Annotated in this window: 16 protein-coding genes and 1 pseudogene; 10 read left to right on the top strand and 7 right to left on the bottom strand. The window is 66.3% G+C overall.

Annotated elements, in window-relative coordinates; genetic code table 11:
- The first annotated feature begins 380 nt into the window (after positions 1–380).
- Entirely contained in the window at positions 381–1,526 is a 1,146-nt protein-coding gene (locus IPK85_00285; GenBank protein MBK8245843.1) for a DUF2219 family protein, read from the top strand.
- 603 nt (positions 1,527–2,129) lie between these two features.
- Complete coding sequence (locus tag IPK85_00280) at positions 2,130–2,459, top strand: hypothetical protein (GenBank protein ID MBK8245842.1); 330 nt, start codon at positions 2,130–2,132, stop codon at positions 2,457–2,459.
- Between the two features lie 37 nt (positions 2,460–2,496).
- On the opposite strand, the pseudogene IPK85_00275 reads toward IPK85_00280, so the two are convergent.
- Positions 2,497–3,676: pseudogene (locus tag IPK85_00275) on the bottom strand (IS3 family transposase).
- A 168-nt stretch (positions 3,677–3,844) separates the two neighbouring features.
- On the opposite strand from IPK85_00275, the gene IPK85_00270 reads away from it, so the two are divergent.
- Positions 3,845–4,201 (top strand): hypothetical protein, encoded by a 357-nt coding sequence (locus tag IPK85_00270; GenBank protein MBK8245841.1) that lies wholly within the window; start codon positions 3,845–3,847, stop codon positions 4,199–4,201.
- A 106-nt stretch (positions 4,202–4,307) separates the two neighbouring features.
- Here IPK85_00270 and IPK85_00265 read toward each other — a convergent pair whose 3' ends face one another.
- The 6 genes from IPK85_00265 to IPK85_00240 form a co-directional block, all read right to left on the bottom strand.
- Positions 4,308–8,231: a hypothetical protein gene (locus IPK85_00265; GenBank protein MBK8245840.1), complete on the bottom strand. Its 3,924-nt coding sequence runs from the start codon at positions 8,229–8,231 to the stop codon at positions 4,308–4,310.
- Between the two features lie 14 nt (positions 8,232–8,245).
- On the bottom strand, positions 8,246–9,586 hold the full coding sequence (locus IPK85_00260) for a toll/interleukin-1 receptor domain-containing protein (protein MBK8245839.1): 1,341 nt from the start codon (positions 9,584–9,586) through the stop codon (positions 8,246–8,248).
- 96 nt (positions 9,587–9,682) lie between these two features.
- On the bottom strand, positions 9,683–10,129 hold the full coding sequence (locus IPK85_00255; protein MBK8245838.1) for a YbjN domain-containing protein: 447 nt from the start codon (positions 10,127–10,129) through the stop codon (positions 9,683–9,685).
- A 12-nt stretch (positions 10,130–10,141) separates the two neighbouring features.
- Positions 10,142–12,310 (bottom strand): ATP-dependent Clp protease ATP-binding subunit, encoded by a 2,169-nt coding sequence (locus IPK85_00250; GenBank protein ID MBK8245837.1) that lies wholly within the window; start codon positions 12,308–12,310, stop codon positions 10,142–10,144.
- Between the two features lie 226 nt (positions 12,311–12,536).
- Entirely contained in the window at positions 12,537–12,947 is a 411-nt protein-coding gene (locus IPK85_00245) for a hypothetical protein (protein ID MBK8245836.1), read from the bottom strand.
- A gap of 67 nt (positions 12,948–13,014) precedes the next feature.
- Positions 13,015–13,641, bottom strand: coding sequence for a hypothetical protein (locus tag IPK85_00240; protein MBK8245835.1), 627 nt, complete (start codon positions 13,639–13,641; stop codon positions 13,015–13,017).
- Between the two features lie 213 nt (positions 13,642–13,854).
- Between IPK85_00240 and IPK85_00235 the strand changes: the two genes are divergently transcribed.
- From IPK85_00235 to IPK85_00205, 7 genes are all read left to right on the top strand, one after another.
- Positions 13,855–14,118, top strand: coding sequence for a hypothetical protein (locus IPK85_00235; protein MBK8245834.1), 264 nt, complete (start codon positions 13,855–13,857; stop codon positions 14,116–14,118).
- The gene (locus IPK85_00230; GenBank protein ID MBK8245833.1) at positions 14,109–14,924 is read left to right on the top strand and encodes a hypothetical protein; all 816 of its coding nucleotides are present in this window, start codon (positions 14,109–14,111) and stop codon (positions 14,922–14,924) included. Before IPK85_00235 ends, IPK85_00230 begins: the two co-directional genes overlap by 10 nt.
- 334 nt (positions 14,925–15,258) lie before the next feature.
- Positions 15,259–17,403: a S9 family peptidase gene (locus IPK85_00225; GenBank protein MBK8245832.1), complete on the top strand. Its 2,145-nt coding sequence runs from the start codon at positions 15,259–15,261 to the stop codon at positions 17,401–17,403.
- Between the two features lie 222 nt (positions 17,404–17,625).
- Positions 17,626–18,135, top strand: coding sequence for an AsnC family protein (locus tag IPK85_00220; protein ID MBK8245831.1), 510 nt, complete (start codon positions 17,626–17,628; stop codon positions 18,133–18,135).
- 23 nt (positions 18,136–18,158) lie between these two features.
- Positions 18,159–18,302 (top strand): hypothetical protein, encoded by a 144-nt coding sequence (locus IPK85_00215; protein ID MBK8245830.1) that lies wholly within the window; start codon positions 18,159–18,161, stop codon positions 18,300–18,302.
- Complete coding sequence (locus IPK85_00210) at positions 18,299–18,715, top strand: hypothetical protein (protein MBK8245829.1); 417 nt, start codon at positions 18,299–18,301, stop codon at positions 18,713–18,715. Before IPK85_00215 ends, IPK85_00210 begins: the two co-directional genes overlap by 4 nt.
- 407 nt (positions 18,716–19,122) lie before the next feature.
- A complete protein-coding gene (locus IPK85_00205) occupies positions 19,123–20,490 on the top strand; it encodes a peptidase S10 (GenBank protein ID MBK8245828.1) in 1,368 nt (455 codons plus the stop codon).
- Positions 20,491–21,876 lie beyond the last annotated feature (1,386 nt).

The raw sequence follows: 21,876 nt of genomic DNA, 5'->3' as shown, positions 1-21,876 counted from the left end.
GTGCGAGTGGTGCCGCAATCGGACTGCGTGGCTACGTTGCGCGTCTCGGACCCCTCCGCGGCCTGGTGGACTTCAGACTACAGGCGAGCAATCCCGCAGGTCCATGTACGACTGCGGAAGCTCGCGCGGGGCTCTGTGACGCCTCAGACCCGAAGCGTTCCATCGGCGACGTCGGCTTCTCCTTGGGAATCGGCGGCCATGTGGGACGCGGGATGCACGCAGGTATTCTGGTGGCCCCGGGGTCGTTGCAGCGCGGATGGGATCGACGTGAGGGTGATGATCATGCAAACCGAGCGGCGCGGCCGTGGTCAGTCGGCGCGCTCCTCGAGTTTCGAGGCCCCGGCGATCTCGGCCTGTATGCGGAATACCGATACCTCCGCATGGCTCAGTATCAGCCAGATCCGCAGACTGAAAGACGATACTCGGAGGCCTCAAAGGATGCTGAAGGGAGCGCATTCACCCTCGGCGCGACGTTTCCACTGCGATCACTCGGCGTGCCGCAGGTCGGTGGAACTGCCGGCGCGCCAGCTCTTCCCCTGTTCGGGTTCGTCCTTGAGAACGACCTGCCTTGGCTCGACCAGGGCTATACCAACGGACTACGCGTTGTGGTCAGCGAGGTGCCGGGGGTGCGTCGCGTGTTGCGTCTGGCCCACCTAGGGTTCGCCCGCGGCGCCCCTGCCTGCCCGTACCGAGGCTTGGTCACTATGGTGGCGTCCAGTTGTCGGACCACCATGGTCAGCCTCTCTCAGACGATGCACACGCCCACCAGCATCTACGAGAGGGACCGCCAGCTGGACGATCGCCCCTTTGCAGGAACCCTGTTCCTCGCCGGCCGATCCGACATCATTCATCCGAGTGACGCACAAAACCGCTTCTGGTCGATAGGAAGCGAGGCCCAGGTCGGCGTCCTGGGCCCAGCGTCAGGTGCCGCAGGGGCGCAGCGGATGGCTCACTGGCTCATTTCCACTGCCTCGTCGCGCCCTGACGGTTGGGACCGCCAGCTCACCAACCGCTGGCATGCTGCGGTGCTTGTGGATGGCGCTCTGCGTATCGCCGAAACGCGAGCGACTCAGGACCCGGACCACCGTGGACTGAGCGCAGACCTCACCGCGCGCGGGAGCACCACGCTCGGACGGACGCACGCCGGTGCCGCTGCGGGTATTGTTGGTCGCTTCTCTCCTTTCGGTACTACCCTCCCCCTAACGCAGATTCGCGCGATCGCTCCAGCGTTCAGGCGGTTGAGCGCGCTGTCCCGAGACACCATTGATGCAACGCCCCGACCACGAGTGGCGGTCGTCGCCGGCGCGGATGTGCGCAGCGTGTGGCGCAATGCCACGCTGTCCGAAAGGCCGATTACCCTGAACCCACGCCTGCTCGAGCTGAGCGGAGGCCTCCAGCTGGAGCTTCGGTCCGTGATGGCATCTGCACTGGTCATTCACCGTGGGCGCGAGTATGAAAGGCGCGGGGACCCCCAATCGCGTTTCGCGAGATATTTCACCCTGCAGTTGATGTACCGACCATCCTGAGGAGCGCCCGCCCCTTGGTTGGCCCCTGTCGTGGGGGAGTGCGCGCGCGGAGATTTCGCCCTGTCCTGTGCAGCCAACACTTTGCGCCACCGGGCGCACTCGCTGGAGAATGATATGATGGAAATCGTGCGCACCACAGCACCGCTCAACAGCCCGGAATGCAACGGCAGAGTGTCGTCCGAGCAGCCAACGGTGGGTCGGCCAGTCGCGGTGCTTTCTGAGAGGCTCAGAGGGCGACCGCTAAGCAGTGGAGCTGCTATGACGATACGATGCCAGGCGTTAGTGGTGGCACTCCTGCTAGCCGTGGGAGTGGGGCGCGCGGGAGCTCAGGTAGCCCGATTGGACGTAGAGGCAGTGAAACGCGCGTTGGACGATCGCCAGATGGCGCGACTCGTCGGCTTGGCTGATGCTGCGTGCCCCACGGCGAAGGTCGGGGAGAGAACGGGGAAGGAGATCAGTGTGGCAGCACGCGTCGACACCGCCAGGGCCCACTTTGACTGCTCGGAGGTGGTTGCTGCCGCGATAGTTGCATCCGCACCTCCAGAGTTGGCCCTGCAAGTGCGAGAGCTCATGGCTGTCTGGGTCGCGCCTTCTGAAACGGAGATGCGTATCGCTGAGGCCGAGAACGCGTTCCTTGGATTGAAGTGGGGCCTCGGACTCGGCTTCTCCCGCGGGTGGGACGCCAATGTGAATGAGGCCGAGCTGGTGAATGGAACGGTGCGGGCGAAGTCGGATCTTCGGGACCAACCCCGAGCTGTCTTCGAGTTTCACAAGTATCTCTGGCACAACGCGGCCCGTCCGGTAACGAGAGGGGTTGGCCCGTTTGTCGCAGCCGCTGCGTCGAACGAGAAGGTCCTCTCGGGCGTGGGCCTCGGTGTCATGGTGGGCGCCAGGTCGGCCGGCGAAAAGGAAAGTGGCTTCTCCCTGGGTTGAGCTGCCCCCAGTTTGATGGACACTGGGTTGAGCCGCGCTATGCGGCCTGAAGGACCTGCGCTTCGAACTCCATCGGACTGCGATACCCCAAGGTAGAATGCCGGCGGCGCGGATTGTACCACCGCTCGATGTAGCGCCCCACGCCCTCCCGGGCCTCCCCCGGGGTCGCCCACGTCTGTTGCCGGAGCAGCTCGAACTCCAGCGTCGAGAAGAAACTCTCCACCACCGCATTGTCATAGCAGTTGCCGGTCCCGCTCATGCTCGGCACGATGCCGTGGGCGGCCAACAGCGCCTGGTACGCTCCCCCCGCGTATTGACTCCCCCGGTCCGAGTGATGGAGCATCCCCGGCGGTGGCCGCCGCGTCACCAGCGCCATGCGCAGCGCCGCCAGCGGCAGCGTCGCCAGCAAGGTCTCCTGCACACTCCAGCCCACGACCCGCCGCGACGCCAGATCCAGCACCACCGCGAGGTACGCCCACCCGGTCCGCGTCGGCAGGTACGTGATGTCCGCTGCCCACACCGTGTTCGGCGTGGCGACCGTGAACTGCTGCTGCAGATGATTGGGGGCGACCGGATGCGCGTGCCGCGCGTCGGTCGTCCCGATCCGGCGCCGCTGCGGCGGCCGGGCCACCAGGCCGGCCGTGCGCTGCAGTCGGGCGACGCGCTTCTTGCTCGTCGGCACCCCCTGCGCCCGCAGCTCCTCGCACGTGCGGACCGCGCCATAGGTCCCGCCACTCTCGGCGAACACCAGGCGGACACGCGCCATCAGCAGCTCGTCCGCGATGGCGTGCAGGCTCGGCGACCGTTTGCGCCAGGCATAGTACCCCGACGGGGCCACCTCGAGGACACGGCACATGAGTCGCAGGGGAAACTCGCGCCGGTGGCGCGTGATCACGGCGTACCTCATCGCGACTCCCTCGCGAAGTACACCGCCACTTTTTTTGCGAACGCCTGCTCCTGGCGGAGCACCATCACCTCGCGCCGCAGCCGCTGCAACTCCTGCTGCGGCGTCTCGCCGGTAGGCGCCCCGTCCGTCGCCGGGAACGCCCGGATCCACTGCCGCAGGAGATCGGGTCGGACCTCCAATTCGCGGGCGATCTGGGTCAGGCTGGCGCCCGCCGCCCGGCGCTCAGCCGCACCGCCTCCGCCTTGTACTCGGTGCTAAACGCGCGCCGGACCCGACGCCCGCCGCGACTGCCCTGTCCCTGCTTCGTCATGTGCCACCTCCACCCCGAACCTAGGGTGCGTGAGGTGTCCACGAAATCGGGGGTGGCTCAGCCACCCCCTGGCTGATCCTGATCTCAGCGGTACTGCCCGCAATCGTTGCCGCGCTTGGTGGCCTGCGGTTTCAGTCTGAGTGTCAACGCCTCGCCGAGCGTTCCGCCGTGATGCGGGTTCTTCTTGCCGGGCGGGAGCCGGGGCACAAGGGAGATGCCAAGGTGCGATTCTGGACCCGCGCTTGGACCAGCTTCACTGGCTTTTTGGGAATCGTCTGGCTCGTTGCGCAGCGGTTGGTGGGGGTCCCTGCGTCGTTCAGCGATTTCCATGTCTACGGCGGGCGCGTTCACGATGCCGACGTGGTCGTGAGGCGAATCGCGGCGCATCAGGCTGACCCCTCAACGGATCCCGGTTCTTGGGCGCACGACGCGCTACGCTTGGGCGAACGGGTGGCTATGGACTTTGTTCAGGAGGCCGCGGAGTGGACGGTGCTGTATACGAAGGAGGTCAGCGATCCGGGCTGATGTGCTTCGAAACCAACAGTTTCCAACCAGCCATCGGTGGTTGCGTCAACCGAACGAAGGGCCACGCAACGAGGTCAACGGGCCGCCGTGACCAAGGTCGCTTCAACTAGGGAGTGCTGCGCCAAAGACCAGGCTGGTCTGGTCGAGTCGTAGGGTCGCTGAAGTACCAGTGCACCCATTGCTCAAAAGATCCATCGGGGGCGTTGGTCCAGCCACGAGCACGCCGCCGCCACTCAGTAAGCCGACGTACCTGCTCAGCTGCAGGCAAGTACCGAAAATCGAGGATGTTGCGCATTCTACCGCCAATGAGCGTTTCCGCCAGATCAACGAGTTCGTCGCGACGGAGAGGCGTAACACCTCGTGTGTCCCATATCCGCGCTGTACCATCATCTGATGCCGTCACTACGCGTGCTCCGTCCGCACTGAAGACCGCAGAGCGCACCCACGACTGATGCTCCAGCGGCGCGCTCAACGCCGCCCCTGTTCTAGCGTCCCACACCCGAGCCGTACGGTCCCACGAGGCCGTTACCACACGCGATCCGTCTAAGCTGAAGGCGGCCGACCTCACGTAGTTATTGTGCTGTAGCGCCGGTGCGCTTGGCACCCCCTCTCTCACCTTCCATACACGCGCCGTGCGATCATCGGAAGCGGTCACGATGTGATCTCCGTCGGGGCTGAAGGTCGCAGTGTTGACCTCACCTTGGTGACGGAGAGGTGGGCCCAAGATCGTCCCATTTCGCGCGTCCCATGTGCGCGCGGTACTGTCCCTCGAGGCGGTCGCCACCCGAGCTCCGTCGGAACTGAATACGGCGTGAGTTACCTCACCAGTGTGCTTGAGGGGGGGAGTCAGAGCCCGTCCGCTCTCAGCATCCCAGACGCGGGCTGAGCTGTCGCGAGATGCAGTTACTACTCGTCTACCATCCGGACTGAAGGCGGCTGCATGCAATCCTCTGCTGTGTTGAATCGATGAGACAAGTAACATCCCCGTCTTTGCGTCCCAGATCCTCGCCGTGCCGTCCAGGCTGGCGGTCACCACCCGCTTCCCGTCAGGGCTAAAATCGGCAGCAGTCACGTCACTCCGATGCCTCATCGGCGGACCCACTGCTGCGCCGGTTCGCGCGTCCCAAAGCCGTGAAGTACCATCTCGCGAGACGGTCACAGCTTTTGCCCCGTCACGGCTGAACGCCGCATTCCATACCACACCAGCATGGCGTAGGGGCTTTCCCAACGCCATGCCAGTACGCACGTCCCACAGGTGCGCCGTACTGTCGAACGTGGCGGCGATCACCCGCGATCCGTCCGTGCTGAACGCAGCAGCGCGGACACCGCCTCTGTGCAGAAGTGTGGCGCTGAGTACCGACCCTCGCGGTACGGTCCAGAGACGCGCCGTGCTGTCCCACGAGGCGGTCACTACGAACCTCCCATCCGCGCTAAAGGCGGCCGAACCGATAACGCTTCTGTGCAACAGCGGTGGTCCGCTCACCACGCCGGTTCGGGCGTCCCAAATGCGCGCTGTGCCGTCCCAGGAGGCGGTTAGAACGTACGCTCCGTCCGGGCCGAAGGACGCCGCAAGCACCGCAGAGTGGTGGCGCAACTTAGGGCCAATAGTCGCTCCAGTTCGCGCATCCCAGACTTGAGCGGTACTATCCCAGGAAGCCGTAACAATGCGCGTGCCGTCTGAGCTGAATGCCGCGGAGTGAATCCACAAGTTGTGCCGGACGAGTGCGCCGTTTGCCTCTCCTGTTCGAGCATCCCACACGCGGGCCGAGTAGTCCCTGGAAGCCGTGACCACTCGCGCGCCATCCGGGCTGAACGCGGCATCGGCCACTTCGTCCATGTGTCGAAGAGGCGGACTCAGAGGCGTCCCCGTTCGTGCGTCCCACACGCGCGCGGTACTGTCTTCTGAGGCGGTCACTACTCGTGCACCGTCTGAGCTAAACCTCGCGACAGTTACGGCCCTTGAATGTCGCAGCGGGGGGCCTACGGCGGACCCGGTTCTCGCATCCCACACGCGCGCGGTGCCGTCCCATGACGCGGTTACAACGTGCGTGCCGTCTGAGTTGAAGTAGGCCGAGCGCACCGCCCTCTCGTGGCGCACCGGTTGAGTCAAGGCAGCTCCGGTTCGCGTGTCCCACACGCGTCCAGTACTGTCCCACGACGTTGTGACGAGCCTCGTCCCGTCTGGACTAAGTGACACCGACACCACTGGGCCAGTGTGTCGCAATGGCGGCCCAACGGGAAGCTCCGTCAGCACACTCCACGTCTGCGCAGTTCCATCGAGGGACGCCGTGGCAAGGAGCGTTCCATTCGAGTTAACCGCGCCATCCAATACCCGGTCTCGGTGAACAGCACTAGCAATCGGTGGCATTAGACCCTGAAGGGCGAGAAGGAGAGCCGAACTCGCGGGTGCCAACTCCGGCGCAATCGCCACCGCCGCGGCGAGATGGCCGATGCTATCGCGCGCTGTCGCACTGAGCCCAACCGCAGTCAGAAAGGCATCCGCCCGGAGCCCGATCAGGTCGCGCTCCGCGTGCCGCACACGCCCAAGTGCCTCCTGCGCTTCAGCTGCTGCCAAACGCGCCGAGTCTCTAGCGACAACCGCGACGGACTCAGCTGTGGCTACTTGTAACAGAGCGCGCAGTGCAGTGTCACCCGCTGCACGCGCAGAGCGCTCGCTGATTACTGCTCGCGTTCCCGCTGCGCGCGCTTGCGCCGTTTGTACGGCCGCCGCCACCAAGGATCCCAATGCGACCACTGCGAGCGTCACCGCCGCCGCGGTGAGCCGACGCCACCTGCGCCGCTCACCGTCCACCCGAACGGTCACCGCGCGTTGATCCTCTAGTTCCTGAGCCAGGCGTCTCTCCGCCGCCGCTGTCCTTCGCACCTTTCGTGACTCGGCCACGATCGGCGCGAGGACATCGTGCGTCAGCTCCACGCGCTCCGCCCCAAACCGCGCCTCGATCCGGATGATGCGGCGAGTCACCAATTGCTCTAAGGCGAGGCGCGTCACCCCCGGTACGGACTGCGCCTCCTCAAGCGTCACAATGTTGCGCCGCCCACCCTCGGTCAGCAGTCGCTCTTCGACGAACGCGAGAACCTCCGCAGGTACATCCTCGACACTCCGCGCGTAGAACGCCGGCAGCACCGTCGCCCCTACGTCGCGTACCAGCTGGGATGTGATCGTGGAATGACCTGCCTCGATCCGCCGCAGGTTCAGCTCGCGGCAGTAGACGGACTGTAGTGAAGGCTCCACCGTCGCTCGGCCGCCCGAAACCGTGGCGGCGATCTGCCGCGCGACGGTCGCCGAAACAAGTTCCCCACCGGCGCGCTGAACGGCCTCGGTCGCGCGCTCGACACTCAGGGGCCCAAGCCTGAGACGCCGCTGCAGTTGCGTGCCGAACTGTGGCAGCAGCTCTTCAACCTCGGCAAGAAACTCCTCGCGGAACGAAAAGAGCACATGCGGCGTGGGCCGCGACCGGTCGTACGACGCGTTGCGGGCGGACGCCTGGACGGGCGGACGATCAAGGACCAGCTCGGCGATCTCATCGACGAAGTCGCTCACGCTCGGTCGTGCCAACCCACCTCCTAATGTGAACAGCTCTTCAAACTGGTCGAAGACGATGAGCGGCTGTACCAGCTGCTGGGCGGGCGACCAAAGCAGCGTGTCGACCCGGTGCACGTACTCCCAGAGTCGATCCCCGTCGACGGGACGGGGTCCGTCGATCCGGGCCGCATCAAGCGCGGACGAAAGGGACGACAGAACCTGCGCTCCCAGCGGAGCGGCGCCTGGGGAATGATCGAGCCGCACCATGACCGGCAGGACCTGGCGTTCGCGAAGTCGGGGAAACACTCCGGCTTGGAGAAGCGAAGTCTTGCCCAGTCCGGACTCCCCGTAGAGGAGCACCAGCGCGTGCGCTTCGACCAGTGCGAGAAGCCGTTCGCTCTCCTCGCCCCGGCCGTGAAAGTACGCGCGCCCGGTCTCGGGATACGCCTCGAGCCCGGGCCAAGGCTGCGCGGCGTCGAGCTGCACTCTCTCCACCACCCTCACGCGGCACCCCTGGCCCGGCGGGCCCGGACCGTTCGAATCGCGTGCTTTACTTCTTCTGCCACGACGTCCATGGCGCCGCCGGAGTTCGCGGTAATCCAGTGGACCGTGCGCATGCGCTCCGGAATCCCGGCATTCCGGTAAGACAACCCATCCAGGGCAACAGGAACGAGGAACGGCACGTCCGGCGCGATAGCCGACGCCCGCTCGAGCGCCCATTCCCACTCGCGGCGATAGAATCCTTCCGGGCGAGCTGCAGCACGCGGGGAAAGAACGGCAACAAACAACTCCGATCCGGCAATGCGCTCACGAATCCGGCGCCGGAAGTCATCGCCGGCGTGCAAGCGTTCCGGGTGATCACCCTTGTCAAGCCATGCATCCAGGCCGTGGACCTGCAGGGCCGTTGCGATGGCCTCAGCCATCGCACGGTCCTCATTGGCATAGCTGATGAAGACCGATGGGGGTCGCTCCGCCTCCGTTGGCGGCTGCGCCGAGTGTGTGCTGCAGCGCTCAGCCAGGACCTCGACGACTTCGGACAGCGGAGCCGGCACAACAACGGTGCGGGTGCTGAACTGTTCGAGGAACCGGACGAGCGTGGCGTCACCCGGCGATGGCTCGATGGCGAGGTACTCCGCTTCCTGTCTACCGTCTGCCAAGCGCTTCCGCCTCGCGATGCGCAAGAACACGCGAGATAACCAATCAGGATATCGACAGCCAAGCAGGAGCAGGTGCGCCTGCTGCAATGCACGCGTCAGCTCAGGCAACATCGGCTCGTGCGCCTGGAGCTGGAGGAGCGTCTCGAGCACGTCCTCCTCCGTCACCGCAAAGCGGTTCACCCGGTCGGACTGCCCATAGAGGTGGTAGACAGTTCGCTCGGCCTGCCATCCCGATGGAAGGTCCTTGTGCCGCGCGTTCGTGGCAAAGGCGCCGACGAGGGGGGCATTCCCGTCTACCTCGCGGAGCGAGGTCGCCAGGAGTGGATCGAAGCCCGTCGTGAGGAGCAGGCGCAGGCCCCGGATCCGCGCGAGGGCGCGGAGCGAATCCGATGGCTCCCAGGTCGCACCGGACACGACGTCGTGCACTTCATCCCGGAAGTCGTCGAGGGTTGCCTTGCGGTTCCCGGCGAGAAAGGTGTGCCCAAGGTCAGACAGTGACTCTCCCGCGAACTCAACCCCAATCCGCTCCGCCACCGCAGCAGCGACGACCTCGGCAACGGGCCGATCACCGTCCACGGTGCGAACCTGCAGGAGGCCATCGCCGACAATGGGGACGACTCGCCCATCGGCCACGAGGGCGACCAGCTTGTCGAGATCTCTGTCGGGAAGCCCTATGCGCGACATGTGAATCAGGGCTCAGCGAATGCTGGTGAAAGGTGCGCCAAGGTAGCGCACTGGACCCGACGGAGCGAGAGGCATGGAGTCAACGGCAGTGGTCCGCTACGCCCGATCGGAGGAACGCTGTCCCCCAAACCGCTGGACGATCAGGTCATCATACTCGTCCGCAATCTGCGCAACGCCAACCACCGTAAACATCAGCGCATCGCTCGTCAGCCCCTCGCCGACAATCGCGTGCGTGAACATGATGTCGCCCGCCCCGTCGATGGCAAAGGCCCCGAAGCGCACCGAGAGGTTCGCCTCCAGCAGGAACTTGTGCAGCTCCCCGGACTGCTCCGCACCGGTCACCACCCAGCTGAGGGCGCGGACGACGCTCGCCGCATCGCCAATCCGGTCCACATGCACCTGCGTCATCGCCGAGCCAGTGCGCAACATGAACAGCGGACGCTCCGGATGCGGCGTGGCCTGCTTCCCGAACTCGTCGCGGAGGATGGTCGCCACGCGCTCATAGGTCGCGCGCTGGGGTTCGGTCTCAAAGGTGATCGCCATCGCGTGGGGCTCCTATGCGGTGGAAGTACCGCGGTCTGGGGGAAGGTGACTCACAATGACCTGGGGCGTGCTGCCATCCATCCGGACTTCGAGCACGCGCCAGTTGGCGAGCGGTACCTCGGGGAGATGGCGAACCAGCTCGGGTAACAGTTCCTGCTCGATCAATCGCTCCACGGACTCCAGGTTCACGGAGCCATCGCCTGGCTTCGCTGCGAACCACGACGCCACCGGCGCGTCCCACCGCAGCTCAACACGATGCTCGGCGAGCCGCCCTCGCAGCCGATTGAGCGTGCGCTCGACCATCGCGTGCGCGCCGGTGGCGGGGTTTCGGTGGGCGAGGTTGCGCACCACCAGGTCAACGGACCCGCCGCCAGCCTCGCCGAACAGCGACGTCGCCAGGTCGTCGTCCTGGCTGTTGCGTCCCGTCGATGCCTCGAACGAGTGGAAACCCACCTGCGGGCGATCGGCTTCCACGGACTCTGCGGTGAGGACCACGATCGTGTCGGCGAAGTGCATCCGTCTCCCCCGATAATCCGTGAGCACGCCGCGCGTGAGTGCGGGGACGAACGCACCACGAACCGAGGGATGGGCCGCGTCGATGCGTTCACAGAGGACGACGGTCCACGGGTTCTCCGCGACGCCATCGAGGGCGTGCCGATCGGAGTAGCCGACGTACGAGGGCGGGGAACCCAGGAGGCTCCTGAGTCCAGCCTCGTCGACAAACCGGGAGAAGTCGATATGCACCACGCGATTGGCGTCGCTGAATACGTGCTGTGCCAGTGCTTGCGCGACCCCCGCGGCCGCTCCCGCGGCATCACCGGCGAGCGCCACGACGAGGTTGGGGCGTGACGCCTGCAGATCGAGGCCGCGCATCGTGAAGCCGAGTCGCTCAACGATGGACTGCACCGCATCGGAGTCCAATCCGCATTGGTCGACGAGCTCGGACGCGAGCTGCGACAGCGCGTCCGCAGGGGCGTCGCTTCCGCCGAGGAGGCGATCAACAACTTCCGTGGCTGCCTCGACGTCTACCGTCGTGAGGCCGGCCGCCAATGCGTGGGCAACCACATGGTCCAACAGGTCCACTGCCTTGTCCGGAAAGCGTCGGTTGGGCATACGCCGCTCGGCCGTCGTGACCAGCCACGCCAGGACGTCATCGCTCACCTGGATCCCGCGCGCTTCTGCGTACTGGGGCCGAATCCCCCGGAGCACATCCAGCGCCATCGCCGGGGTCATCTCGGTGATACGAATCGGCTGGAAACGCCGCTCGAGTGCCTTGTCGCTCTCGATGAAGCGGCGATACTCATCGTCCGTGGTCGCTGCGATACACGCGATGGCTCCACGCGCCAGCGCGGGCTTCAGCATGCTGGCCATGTCACCCGTGCCCTCGCGACCGCCGGCCCCGATCAGCGCGTGCACCTCATCAATAAAGAGGATCACCCCAGGCTGGCTCGCCTCGGCAACCACCGCTTCCATTCGTTTGTCCAGCTCACCGACCACGCCAGCGCCAGCCACGAGCGCCGAGGGCTGGAGGGAGACGATGCGTGCGCCTGCCAAACGCGGAGGAACAGCGCCGGCCGCAATGCGCGCCGCCAATGCTTCGACGATGGCGGTCTTCCCGGTGCCAGCCGGTCCGACGAGGAGGGGGTTCGGCTTGGTGAGGCGGCACAGGGTGAGGATCATGGCGTCCAACTCCTCATTGCGACCGACGACAGTGCCGAGCTGGCCTTCCCGGGCTGCACGAGTCAGGTCGCGGCCATATCGATCGAGGGTCGGCGTCGGCCGCGACGTCGGCGCGACGGTGGCCTCGGGCCGCACGCCTGGTGCGGCGGGCTGGGCGGACGGTTTCCCGGATGGTCGAATGACCTCGTATCCCGCGCTCTCCAGTACCACTGCGAGCAGGTCACGCTCGGTGCCAAGCGCCTTCCCTTGTGCGGCGGCGTGTTCGCTCGCGCGGTTTACGAGTTCACTCGCCGGCAGCGGCAGCCCGGTCTCTCCGCGTGCGACGGAGGCGCGGAGCGCAACGGTCGCCTCAGCGGCCGAGAGGGCCCGCACCAGCGACTCGGCCATCGGCCCGTAGCGCTCCAGGAGGGCGACGAGCCAGACATTAAGTCCGGGGGTGCCGCCGTGGCCGGCGGCGAGCTTCTCAACGAACGCGAGAGCGGCAGGGGATAGCGAAGACAATGCGGCAGCCCGGTGCAGACAAGGGTGGGAATGCGTCCGAATCTGCGGGGGGGCGCGTGCGATCGGAAGGAGCGAATACGCCGGCTTGGCGACCCGTTACGCAGGCACTGACAGGAGACTTCTGGAGCCGGCCGCACAGCCGACGCGCAACCTGATTCGGTCAGGATGTTTGAAGCTCGGCACCAGCACCTTCAGCTGCACGGGGCAGACACTTCTGCGCGCATCCTCAGTCGTGCGGACCGATCAGGAGGATCGGCGACCACGATGTCCGCGGTTCTCCGCCGGATGGGTATTCGTGCCGCAGCACGTATCGCCCCGCCGCCGCGGCCTCGATCGTGGATTCACTCAGTCCCTCCCCTTCGGCGTGCAGCGTCGCTTCCTCCTGCGCCGAGATGGGGGCGAGGTACCACTCCTGTGGGTCCTCGCCGTTGTCCCAGTCGATGCGCTCGGTGAACACGGCGACAAAACGTTGGCCGCATGTCGCACAGGCGAGGATCCGCACCCGGTAGTGCGACTCGTCGATCAACACATGCTCCTCCGTCAGGCGGCGCCGGGCTTCCCACGCCGCGTCGAAGGACGGTGGCCAGCAGGCGTCGCAGCGGATGCCGTGGCGGAGATGCTCAGGAAGGATGTCCATACGCGGATGCTGTCGGTGTGCAGGTGCAAAGCGGGAGGAGCCTGTGACGACGCGTGGCCCGTTGCGCTCAGGGTGAGCGGCGGGCGTCCTTCCCGGACTCCGCCAGGGCCCTGCGCTCCGCCCTGCGACGCGACGTGAACCAGAGCGCCGTGGCCCCGCCGGCCAGCGCGGCCGCTAGCGCGGCTGCAATCGGCGCGCCGCCATACAATCCGTAGCCACGATCGTCACGCAGGGTCGTGATCACGAGGGCGAGATGGACCAGCATCAGGTATGCGGCGATCACCAGTGCGACCGGGGCCTTCACGACGCGCGCGATCACCAGGAGCAGGGCGCCGAAGGTGAGCCCCTCGACGGAGTTGTGGTACTGCCACGGGAACGTGAACGAGAAGCGGTTCGCAATCGCCAGGGCAGGAATGGCGCAGAGCCCCACGACGGCATGGCGCGCCAACTGCGAGAGCCATCGTTGGGACGACGGCGCAGGCTCCGCGTGCTGTGTCACCGGCGGCGCCGCCGCGACGCGGCCCTCCAGGGCCTCCTCCACGGCGCGGTCGACGTACTCGGGCGGAATCCCGAGCTGCTGCGCGGAGTCGCGGAGGTCGGTCAGGGTCGTCGACCCGCTGCGCGTATCGGCGAGCTCGATCGCTCGCCGGAGGATGCGGTCCGCCGTCTGGTCCGAGAATCGAGGCGATGTCATGCCGTGGGCCTGGCCGGAACCGGGGGTGAGGGGTCAACGCGTCGAGCGCCCAGAAGTCTACTGGATGGCGACCCGGGTGGTCGTTGTGGGGGGGCCTAGCTCCCCTCCGCCCCGACATCTGGAACCAGCAGCCCCGATAGCCCGCCCGGCGGCACCATCATAAGCCGTTACTGGCTATTGACATAACATCATAAGCGCCGTTCCGTCCCTTCCATGGTGATGTCTCGCGAACAACTCGCGGCAATCGGGCGTCGGGGCGGGATCAAGAGCCGCCGCGTGCTCGATCCCGAGACGGCGCGACTCATGGTCCGCGTCCGGGAGGCGAGGCGTGCCTATCGGCGATTCCATGCCCGCTGCTTCTGGTCGTATCGGCCCGACCTGAGCATCGGGGCCGATGACGTGCCCTGGGTTGCCGAGCAGCTCATGCGTCACGGTGATCGTGAAGCGTTCGCCGTGGGCAGGGCGCTGTGCCGCTAACACCGCTGCAGTCGGCCATCCTGGCTTGCGTTGCGCCGCATCGAACGCCCGATAGTCACCTCGCAGGCGGCGCCGCGATTCACTTCGCGCCGGACTCCCAGCGGTATAGCGCCCACCTCGACTTCTTCCACGACTCAGCCGAGCGGGTGGCACAGGCCTTTGCTGCTGATGAAGCCACGTTGAGGACGGCCGGCTTCGATGTACATGTTGAGCTGAGCCAGCCCGGCTTCCTGCGAGCCCTGATAAGTCGCGACAACGAGTCAACGCGGGTGGACTGGGCGCATGACACGGCGTGGCGATTCCTGCCGCCGGTGCCGGATCCGCTCGGTGGGTACCTCCTCCACCCGATCGACCTCGCCATCAACAAGACGCTGGCGCTGGCCGGTCGCGATGAACCGCGGGACTTCGTGGACATCCTGTACGTGCACGAGCATGTCCTCCCGGTACCCGCCCTGGTCTGGGCGGCGTGCGGCAAGGATCCCGGCTTCAGCCCGCTCTCGCTCCTCGATCTGTTGCGCCGGCGTGGACGGTATCACGCTCGCGACTTCGAGCGGCTCCACCTGACGCGACCGGTCGATCTCATTGCGGCGAAATCGGCGTGGCTTGCGATCCTCGAAGCCACCGAGGTTTTTGCGCGCGCGCGCCCGGTCGAGGAGCTGGGCTGTCTTTACTGGCACGCGACCCGCAAGGTATTCGTAGTGCCGTCAGATGATGAGTCAGTAGGCCCGCCAGGTGATCTCCGGCTGCACTTTGGTCGACCGGGCGGGGTGCTTCCGCTCCCGGTGGGTATTGAGTTGGAGTCCTGACCTCACGGCGATTTCGCCCGGGTTCGCCCTGAGTGGAAACCTCGCTACCGGGTCGCTGAGTGGTGGGCGGCGGCGTGTCGTGGGCCGATCCGCGAATTGCTCTCCGGCAGAACACCCCGCATCTGATTCGAGGGGGCGGCTGACAACCGGCAATCAGCCGGCTGTGAAATAGGCAATTGGACGCGGCACGGCCCGACAACGCTGGATTCCGCCACCTCGACGACTTGGCGAAGCGCTACAACAACCGCGCCATCGAGACGGGGCTGCTGCCCGAGACCTGACAGCCCGCGGTTCCGGAGCTACCATCGAGATCTCCATCCAGCCCGCGTCCCCCATGCTCTCCCTCCTCGCCCACCCCCGGCGCCTCGCCATCGTCGCAATCGCCGCCGCGCTCGCCACCCTCCCGGTGCGCGCCCAGGGCGCCCTCACCATCGACCAGGTGATGAGCCCCCCGTTCCCCACCAACCTCACGGCCTCGGGGGAGCGCCTGGCCTGGACCCTCAACGAGCGCGGCCAGCGCAACATCTATGTCGCGGAAGGCCCCGCCTTCACGGCGCGACGGCTAACAAACTATCAAGTGGATGATGGCCAGGAACTCTCGGCCGTCACCGTCTCACCCGACGGGCGATGGGTGGTCTACGTGCGCGGCGGCGACTTCGGCTCCAACTGGGACGACGCCCTCCCGGTGAATCCCACCGGCACGCCGATGCCGCAAAAGGTGGAGATGTGGGCGGCACCGTTTGCGGGAGGCACCCCCATCTCGCTCGGCGACGGTCTCAATCCGGTCATTTCGCCGAAGGGGGACGTGGTGGTCTTCGAGCGCGGACGCCAGCTCTGGAGCATCGCGATCGATGGAAGCACGCCGGCGCGCAAGCTGTTCGAGCAGCGGGGCAGCGCGGGGGAAGCGCAGTTCTCGCCGGACGGCAGCCGCATCGCCTTCGTGTCGAGCCGCGGGGACCACGCGTACATCGCCATCTATATAGATGAGCGGACACCGATCCAGTACCTGGCGCCCACGACCAACCGGGACGGCAGCCCGCGCTGGTCGCCGGACGGGACGCGGATCGTATTCGTGCGGCGCCCGGGGGCCGGCGGGCCGCCACCCGCGGACATCGAGATCCAGCCGAACCCATGGGCCATCTGGGTCGCCGATGTTCGCACGGGCGAAGCGCGTGAGCGCTGGCGGAGCGAACGGTCGCTGCGCGGGAGTGTGCCGAGCACGCATGGCGGGACGAACCTGCACTGGGCGGCCGGTGATCGCATCGTCTTCATGTCGATGCAGGACAACTGGTCGCATCTCTACTCGATGACGGCTGGCGGGAGCGACACGCCGATCCTCCTCACGCCGGGGGATCATATCGCCGAGCATGTGATGTTGAGTGCGGATCGTCGCCATGTGCTGTACTCGGGGAACACCGGGTCTACGCCGGGTGACATCGATCGTCGCCATGTGGTGCGCGCGGCGGTCGACCGGGTGGAACTTGAGGTGATCACTCCCGGGACGGGATTGGAGTGGACGCCGGTGCCGCTCGCTTCAGGGCGAATGGCCGCCATTGGGGCGACCGCGCAGCGTCCCCCGGTGCCCTACGTCTCCGAAACATCCGTCGGGGCGGCGCGCACCTGGATGGGGGCGGACCGAGTGCCGGCGGAGTTCGATGCCAACCGCTTCGTGACGCCGAAGCAGGTCGTCTATACGTCACCGGATGGGATGAAGGTCTACGCGCAGCTCTTCGAGCCGGCGGGAGGTGCCGGCGTGCGGCGCCCGGCAGTTGTCTACGTGCACGGCGGGCCCCCGCGCCAGATGCTGCTGGGATGGCACTACGGTGACTACTACTGGAATGCCTATGCGATGAACCAGTACCTCGCGTCGCGCGGCTTCGTGGTGCTCTCGGTGAACTACCGGCTCGGCATTGGCTACGGCCATGACTTCCAGCGGCCGCCGAAGGCAGGGATCGCGGGGGCGAGCGAGTACATCGACGTGAAGGCCGCCGGGGAGTGGCTCCGACGCCAGCCCGGGGTGGACCCGGCACGGATCGGGATCTACGGCGGAAGTTACGGCGGGTACCTCACCGCACTCGCGTTAGGCAGGAACTCCAACCTCTTCGCCGCCGGTGTGGACGTGCATGGCGTGCACGACATGACCAGCGAGGGGGGGAGCCGCTTCGGCGGGAGCGCCTGGCGTTTCGAGCGCCCCTCGACCACGGTCGACGCGATGGGCAAGCTCGCCTGGGAGAGCTCCCCGGTGAGCAGCGTGAGCACGTGGCGGTCACCAGTGCTGTTCATCCATGCCGACGACGACCGCAATGTGCGCTTCAGCCAGACGGTGGACCTGGTGCAGCGGCTGCGTGCGCGTGGGGTGGAGCTGGAGGAGATCACAATCGTGGATGACACGCACCACTTCATGCAGCACGCCAACCAGAAGCGGGTGAACGTGGCGGTGGCGGCGTACCTGGAGAAGAAGCTGAAGCCGACGATGTGAGGCGGCGTCACGGTGCCGAGCCGAGCGGAGACCACCCGCGGCAGGTCCCGGAGTCCGGTGCGATCCCGGCCACCCCGCAGAGGGAACAGGCGGTTGGCGACATCATGTAAAGTCATCTGTACCAATACGTTATATCGTTCAGCTCGTCTGGAGGCAGGCGCGTGCCCAGCGCTCGCCTCCGATCGTCGAATGGTGTATTCTTCTTTTTAGAATGCGCCACCAATGCGACTAGCCCCCCTCGACCTCGTCGTCGCGCTTCGCCTTCTGCAGGGTGACGCGACCTACCAGCGCCTCGCGCAGGAACTCGGCGTCGCGTCAAGCCAGGTCCATCAGGCCGTGGAGCGACTCCGTATGGCACAGCTCCTTCATCCGGATTCCAAGCGGGTCAATCGACTCGCCCTGGAGGAGTTCCTGCTGCATGGCGCCCGCTACGCCTTTCCTGCGGTCCTCGCGGCATCGGCGCGGGGCGTCCCGACGGCGCACGCCGCCGAGGCACTGTCGTCCGTCTTCGGCACGAGCGACCCCTATGTCTGGCCCTCGCCCGACGGCGAGATGATGGGGCAGGCACTTGAACCGCTGTATCACGGTGCGCCGGGGCTTCGCGAGCGCTCGCCCGAGACGTACCGGCTCCTCACCCTGTTCGACGCGTTCCGCGTGGGTCAAGCGCGGGAGCGCAACGCGGCGCGCGAGCTGTTGCGCCAGGCGATCAAGTCGCCATCGGTCGCCGCGTGAATTCCTCCCACCGGGATGAGGCGGTGCGGCAGAGACTCGCGCGCGTGACGCGGGCACTCGGGCCACTCGCGCAACGGGTGGTCCTCATCGGTGGCTCCATTGCGCCGCTGCTGCACACCTGTCTCTCATCCGGCGGCCTCGTCCCACGGATGACGTGGACGGTGTGATCGACGCCGAGAACTACGTGGCACACGGTGCGTTGCAGGAAGCCCTGCGTACTGCCGGGTTTTCCGAGGAGATCGCATCGGGGCATTTGGCGCATCGCTGGCGTAGTCCTGATGGCGATCTCATCGATCTTGTGCCCGCGGGCGGGCAGTTCGGCAGCACCGGACAGCCATGGGACGCCATCGCGCTCCGCGAGTTCGACGAGATGGAGATCGCACCAGGGAGCTGGCTGCGGCACGTCCGTGCGCCGGTTCTGCTGGCGATGAAGTTCGCGGCGTTCAGGGACCGCGGCCGCGCGGATCCGCTCTATAGCGCGGACCTGGAGGACATTTGCGCCCTCCTACTGTGTCGCCCCTCTCTTGTCGAAGAGGTTCGCATGGGAAATCCCGACGTCGCGGAGTATGTGGCTGACTAAGGTGAGGCTCCTCCTCAAGGAGTTCGCCATTGAGGACCTCGCTGCGGCGCACCTCAACCATGCGTTTGCTCCTTCGGACGCCATACGCCTCGTCATCGAGCGATTGCAGGCCCTGAGCTGAGTGAACACGAACGTCGCCGATGCTGGGCGCTTGCGGTGATTGTCGCGATGCCGATCAGTTCCGCGATCGAAAGCATGTGGTAAGAATGCCGCGTAATTTTACCGCATGCGTTCACGACACCTGAGCCCATGTTTCCACGCCCCCAGCGCCCCTTCCATATGAAAGCCCCCCCAGCGCCTCCTCGCCGCCCTCACCATCCTCGCGATCCCGGTCGTCCTTTCCGCCCAGGGAGCCCAAACCGGCAAACTGGACCACACGCCACACCCTCCAGGTCGGCGGGCAGGCCGTGGAATACGACGCCACCGTGGGCAGCATCATCCTGCGGGACACAGCCGAGAAGGCGACGGGCGAGCTGTTCTTCACCAGCTACGCTCGCACCAACGCGCCAAACCGCGCAGCGCGTCCGGTGATCTTCTCCTACAACGGCGGCCCGGGCTCAGCTTCGTTCTGGCTGCACATGGGGATCATGGGGCCGCGGCGCGTACGCACGCCGCTTGTTGGGCAACAGGCGCCGCCACCGTACGAGATCGTGGACAACGCCTTCACGCTGCTCGACGTGGCCGACATCGTCATGATCGATCCCATTGGCACCGGTTTCAGCAAGCCGGTGGCGCCGGCGCGCGGCGCGGACTTCTGGGGGCTGGATGAAGATGCGGCGTCGCTCGCGCAGTTCATCCGCCGGTACTTGAGCAAGACCCAGCGATGGAACTCGCCGCGTTACCTCCTGGGCGAGAGTTATGGCACCACGCGGTCTGCCGTGCTCGCCGGCCACCTACAACGCGCCAACATCGACCTCAACGGCATTGTGCTGGTGTCGGCGGTGCCGCAGTTCAACACGCTGCAGTTTGCCCCGGGCGACGACCTGCCGTACATCGTCAACTTCCCTTCGTACGCGGTCACCTCGGAGTACCTCGGCAAGCTCCCCGGCGGCAAGCGGAGCGACCTCAAGGCGTTCATGAAGGAAGTGGAGGAGTGGTCGCTCACCGAATACGCGACGGCACTGCTCGCCGCGGGTACACTCGATCCGGCGCGTCGTCGACAAGTAATCCAGAAGATGCACCAGTACACTGGGCTCGACCCGGTCTTCCTCGATCGTGCGGATCTTCGCGTGACGGCGTCGCAATACGAAGCGGAGCTGATGCGCGACAAGGGACTCGTTGTAGGACGCCTGGACGCGCGCTTCACGGGTCCTGCAGGTGACGTCCTCTCGCCCTCTCCATCGCACGATCCGCAATCGACCGCACTCTCCTCGGCCTACACCTCGGCCTTCAACGCCTACCTGCGCACCGAACTCGGTTACGACGGCGAGCGCGAGTATGTGCCGAGTGGGGCGACGCCGGGGTGGCGGTGGACGCGCGCGGGGCTTGGGGTGCCGTTCGGGTTCGCGTCGCCTAACGTGGCGCCGGACCTGGCGATGGCGATCCGGCGGAACCCCAAGCTCGAGGTGCTGCTGATCAACGGGATCTATGACCTCGCAACGCCCTACTTCGCGGCGTCATGGACGATGGACCGGATGGGGCTGCCGCCCGAGTTGCGCGACAACATCTCACGCGAGGACTTTCCGGCGGGGCACATGATGTACGTGGAGGAGCCGCTGCTGAAGCAGTGGCGCGAGGTGCTGACGCGGTTCATCGCACGGACGTCGAAGCGGTAATGCTGCTGGGTCAGGCGGCCAGGTGCGATACTGGTCGCCTGGGCGCGCGCGGGCGTTATGCCGGTCGCCGAGGTACGGCGTCGACGCCGGGAGCGCAACTGCCGGAGAAAGGTGTCCACGGGCCAGCAGGGGATGCCGCCAATCTCCAGCTTCTCCTGCCCACGATACAGGAGCATGGGCCGGCATTCCGGGTACTCGGTGACAAACGACCGGAGGCCCGCTCAGGTCGGCGGTGCGCACGCGATCCGCGTGCTTGACCTCGAGCGCGAAGAAGTCGCTCTCGCCGTATACCACGAAGTCCACCTCTGTCCCCCGCGAGTCCGCCAGTACGAAAGATCGAGCGACGTTCCCGAGTAGGCGATCCATGCGCGGAGGTGTTGCGCGACCAGTCCTCCAGAGCCGCCCCTCGATCTCGGCTGGGCGATCCAATGGTCCGGATGGGCGCAACGCCCGGAAGACCCTGCATCAAAGAAGTAGAACTTCGGGTGCGAGACCGTGGCCCGACTGGCGCGCCGGCTGAACACCGGCAGGCGAAAGGCCACCAGGAGGTCGTCCAGGGATGTCCACGTAACCTTCCACGACCTTGCGACTCACCGCGGCCTCTCGCGCGACGTTGCTGAGCGTCAGCACACCGCCGTGCGAGAAGCTGATCGCTTCCAGAAATCGCGAGAGTCGCCGACGTTCCGGACCAAACCCTCGGCGCGCACGCCCCTGTCGACGTACGCTGCGACGTATGCGGACAGGGCGTCGGCCGGGTCTCCCGCACCAACAACCAACGGGACTAGGCCGGTGCGCAGGCGCTCCTCCAACGAGAAGGTGGGAAGCTCCGCCGCGAGGAACGGTGCATCTCGCGCATGGCCGCACGACCGGCGAGGAGATTGACGCCCCACGTCGGGAGCTTGCGGGCACTGGACCCCGTGAGCACGAACCGCGGCGGGTCGGGCTGTTCGAGCAAGTCGTACGACATGGAGCAGCTCCGGTATCCGCTGCACCTCGTCCACCACGACGTCCCGCCGTTCACGGTTCCCGCGCACCAGCTCGCGCAACCTCTCCGGCCGCGCCGACATCTCCCCGGAAGGTCTCCGGCTGGAGGAGGTTGACGGTTAGTGCTTCCGGGAACCGCTGCCGCAGCCAGGTGGTCTTCCCTGTGCCTCGCGGCCCGAGAAGGAAGAAACTCCCGTTCGGCGGGTCGATAAATCTCCCTAGCGGCTCCATAATGAGTCGCAATTTTCACCAGACAGGCACAAATGCAACTGTCGATCGACTCGCGTCACGTTACGCAGATTCGCCAGCCGAGCTCGATGGGATCAGCTCGGCTGGCGTCACCGTCCGTCCCGTCGCCCTAGTCCGGTCGCCGGTTCGATCCTGACCCGCTGCCGGTCCCGC

The sequence above is a fragment of the Gemmatimonadota bacterium genome (assembly GCA_016712265.1).
Lineage (GTDB): Bacteria > Gemmatimonadota > Gemmatimonadetes > Gemmatimonadales > Gemmatimonadaceae > RBC101.
Note: the sequence above shows the minus strand (reverse complement) of the source record. Positions and strands in the feature narration are given on the sequence as shown.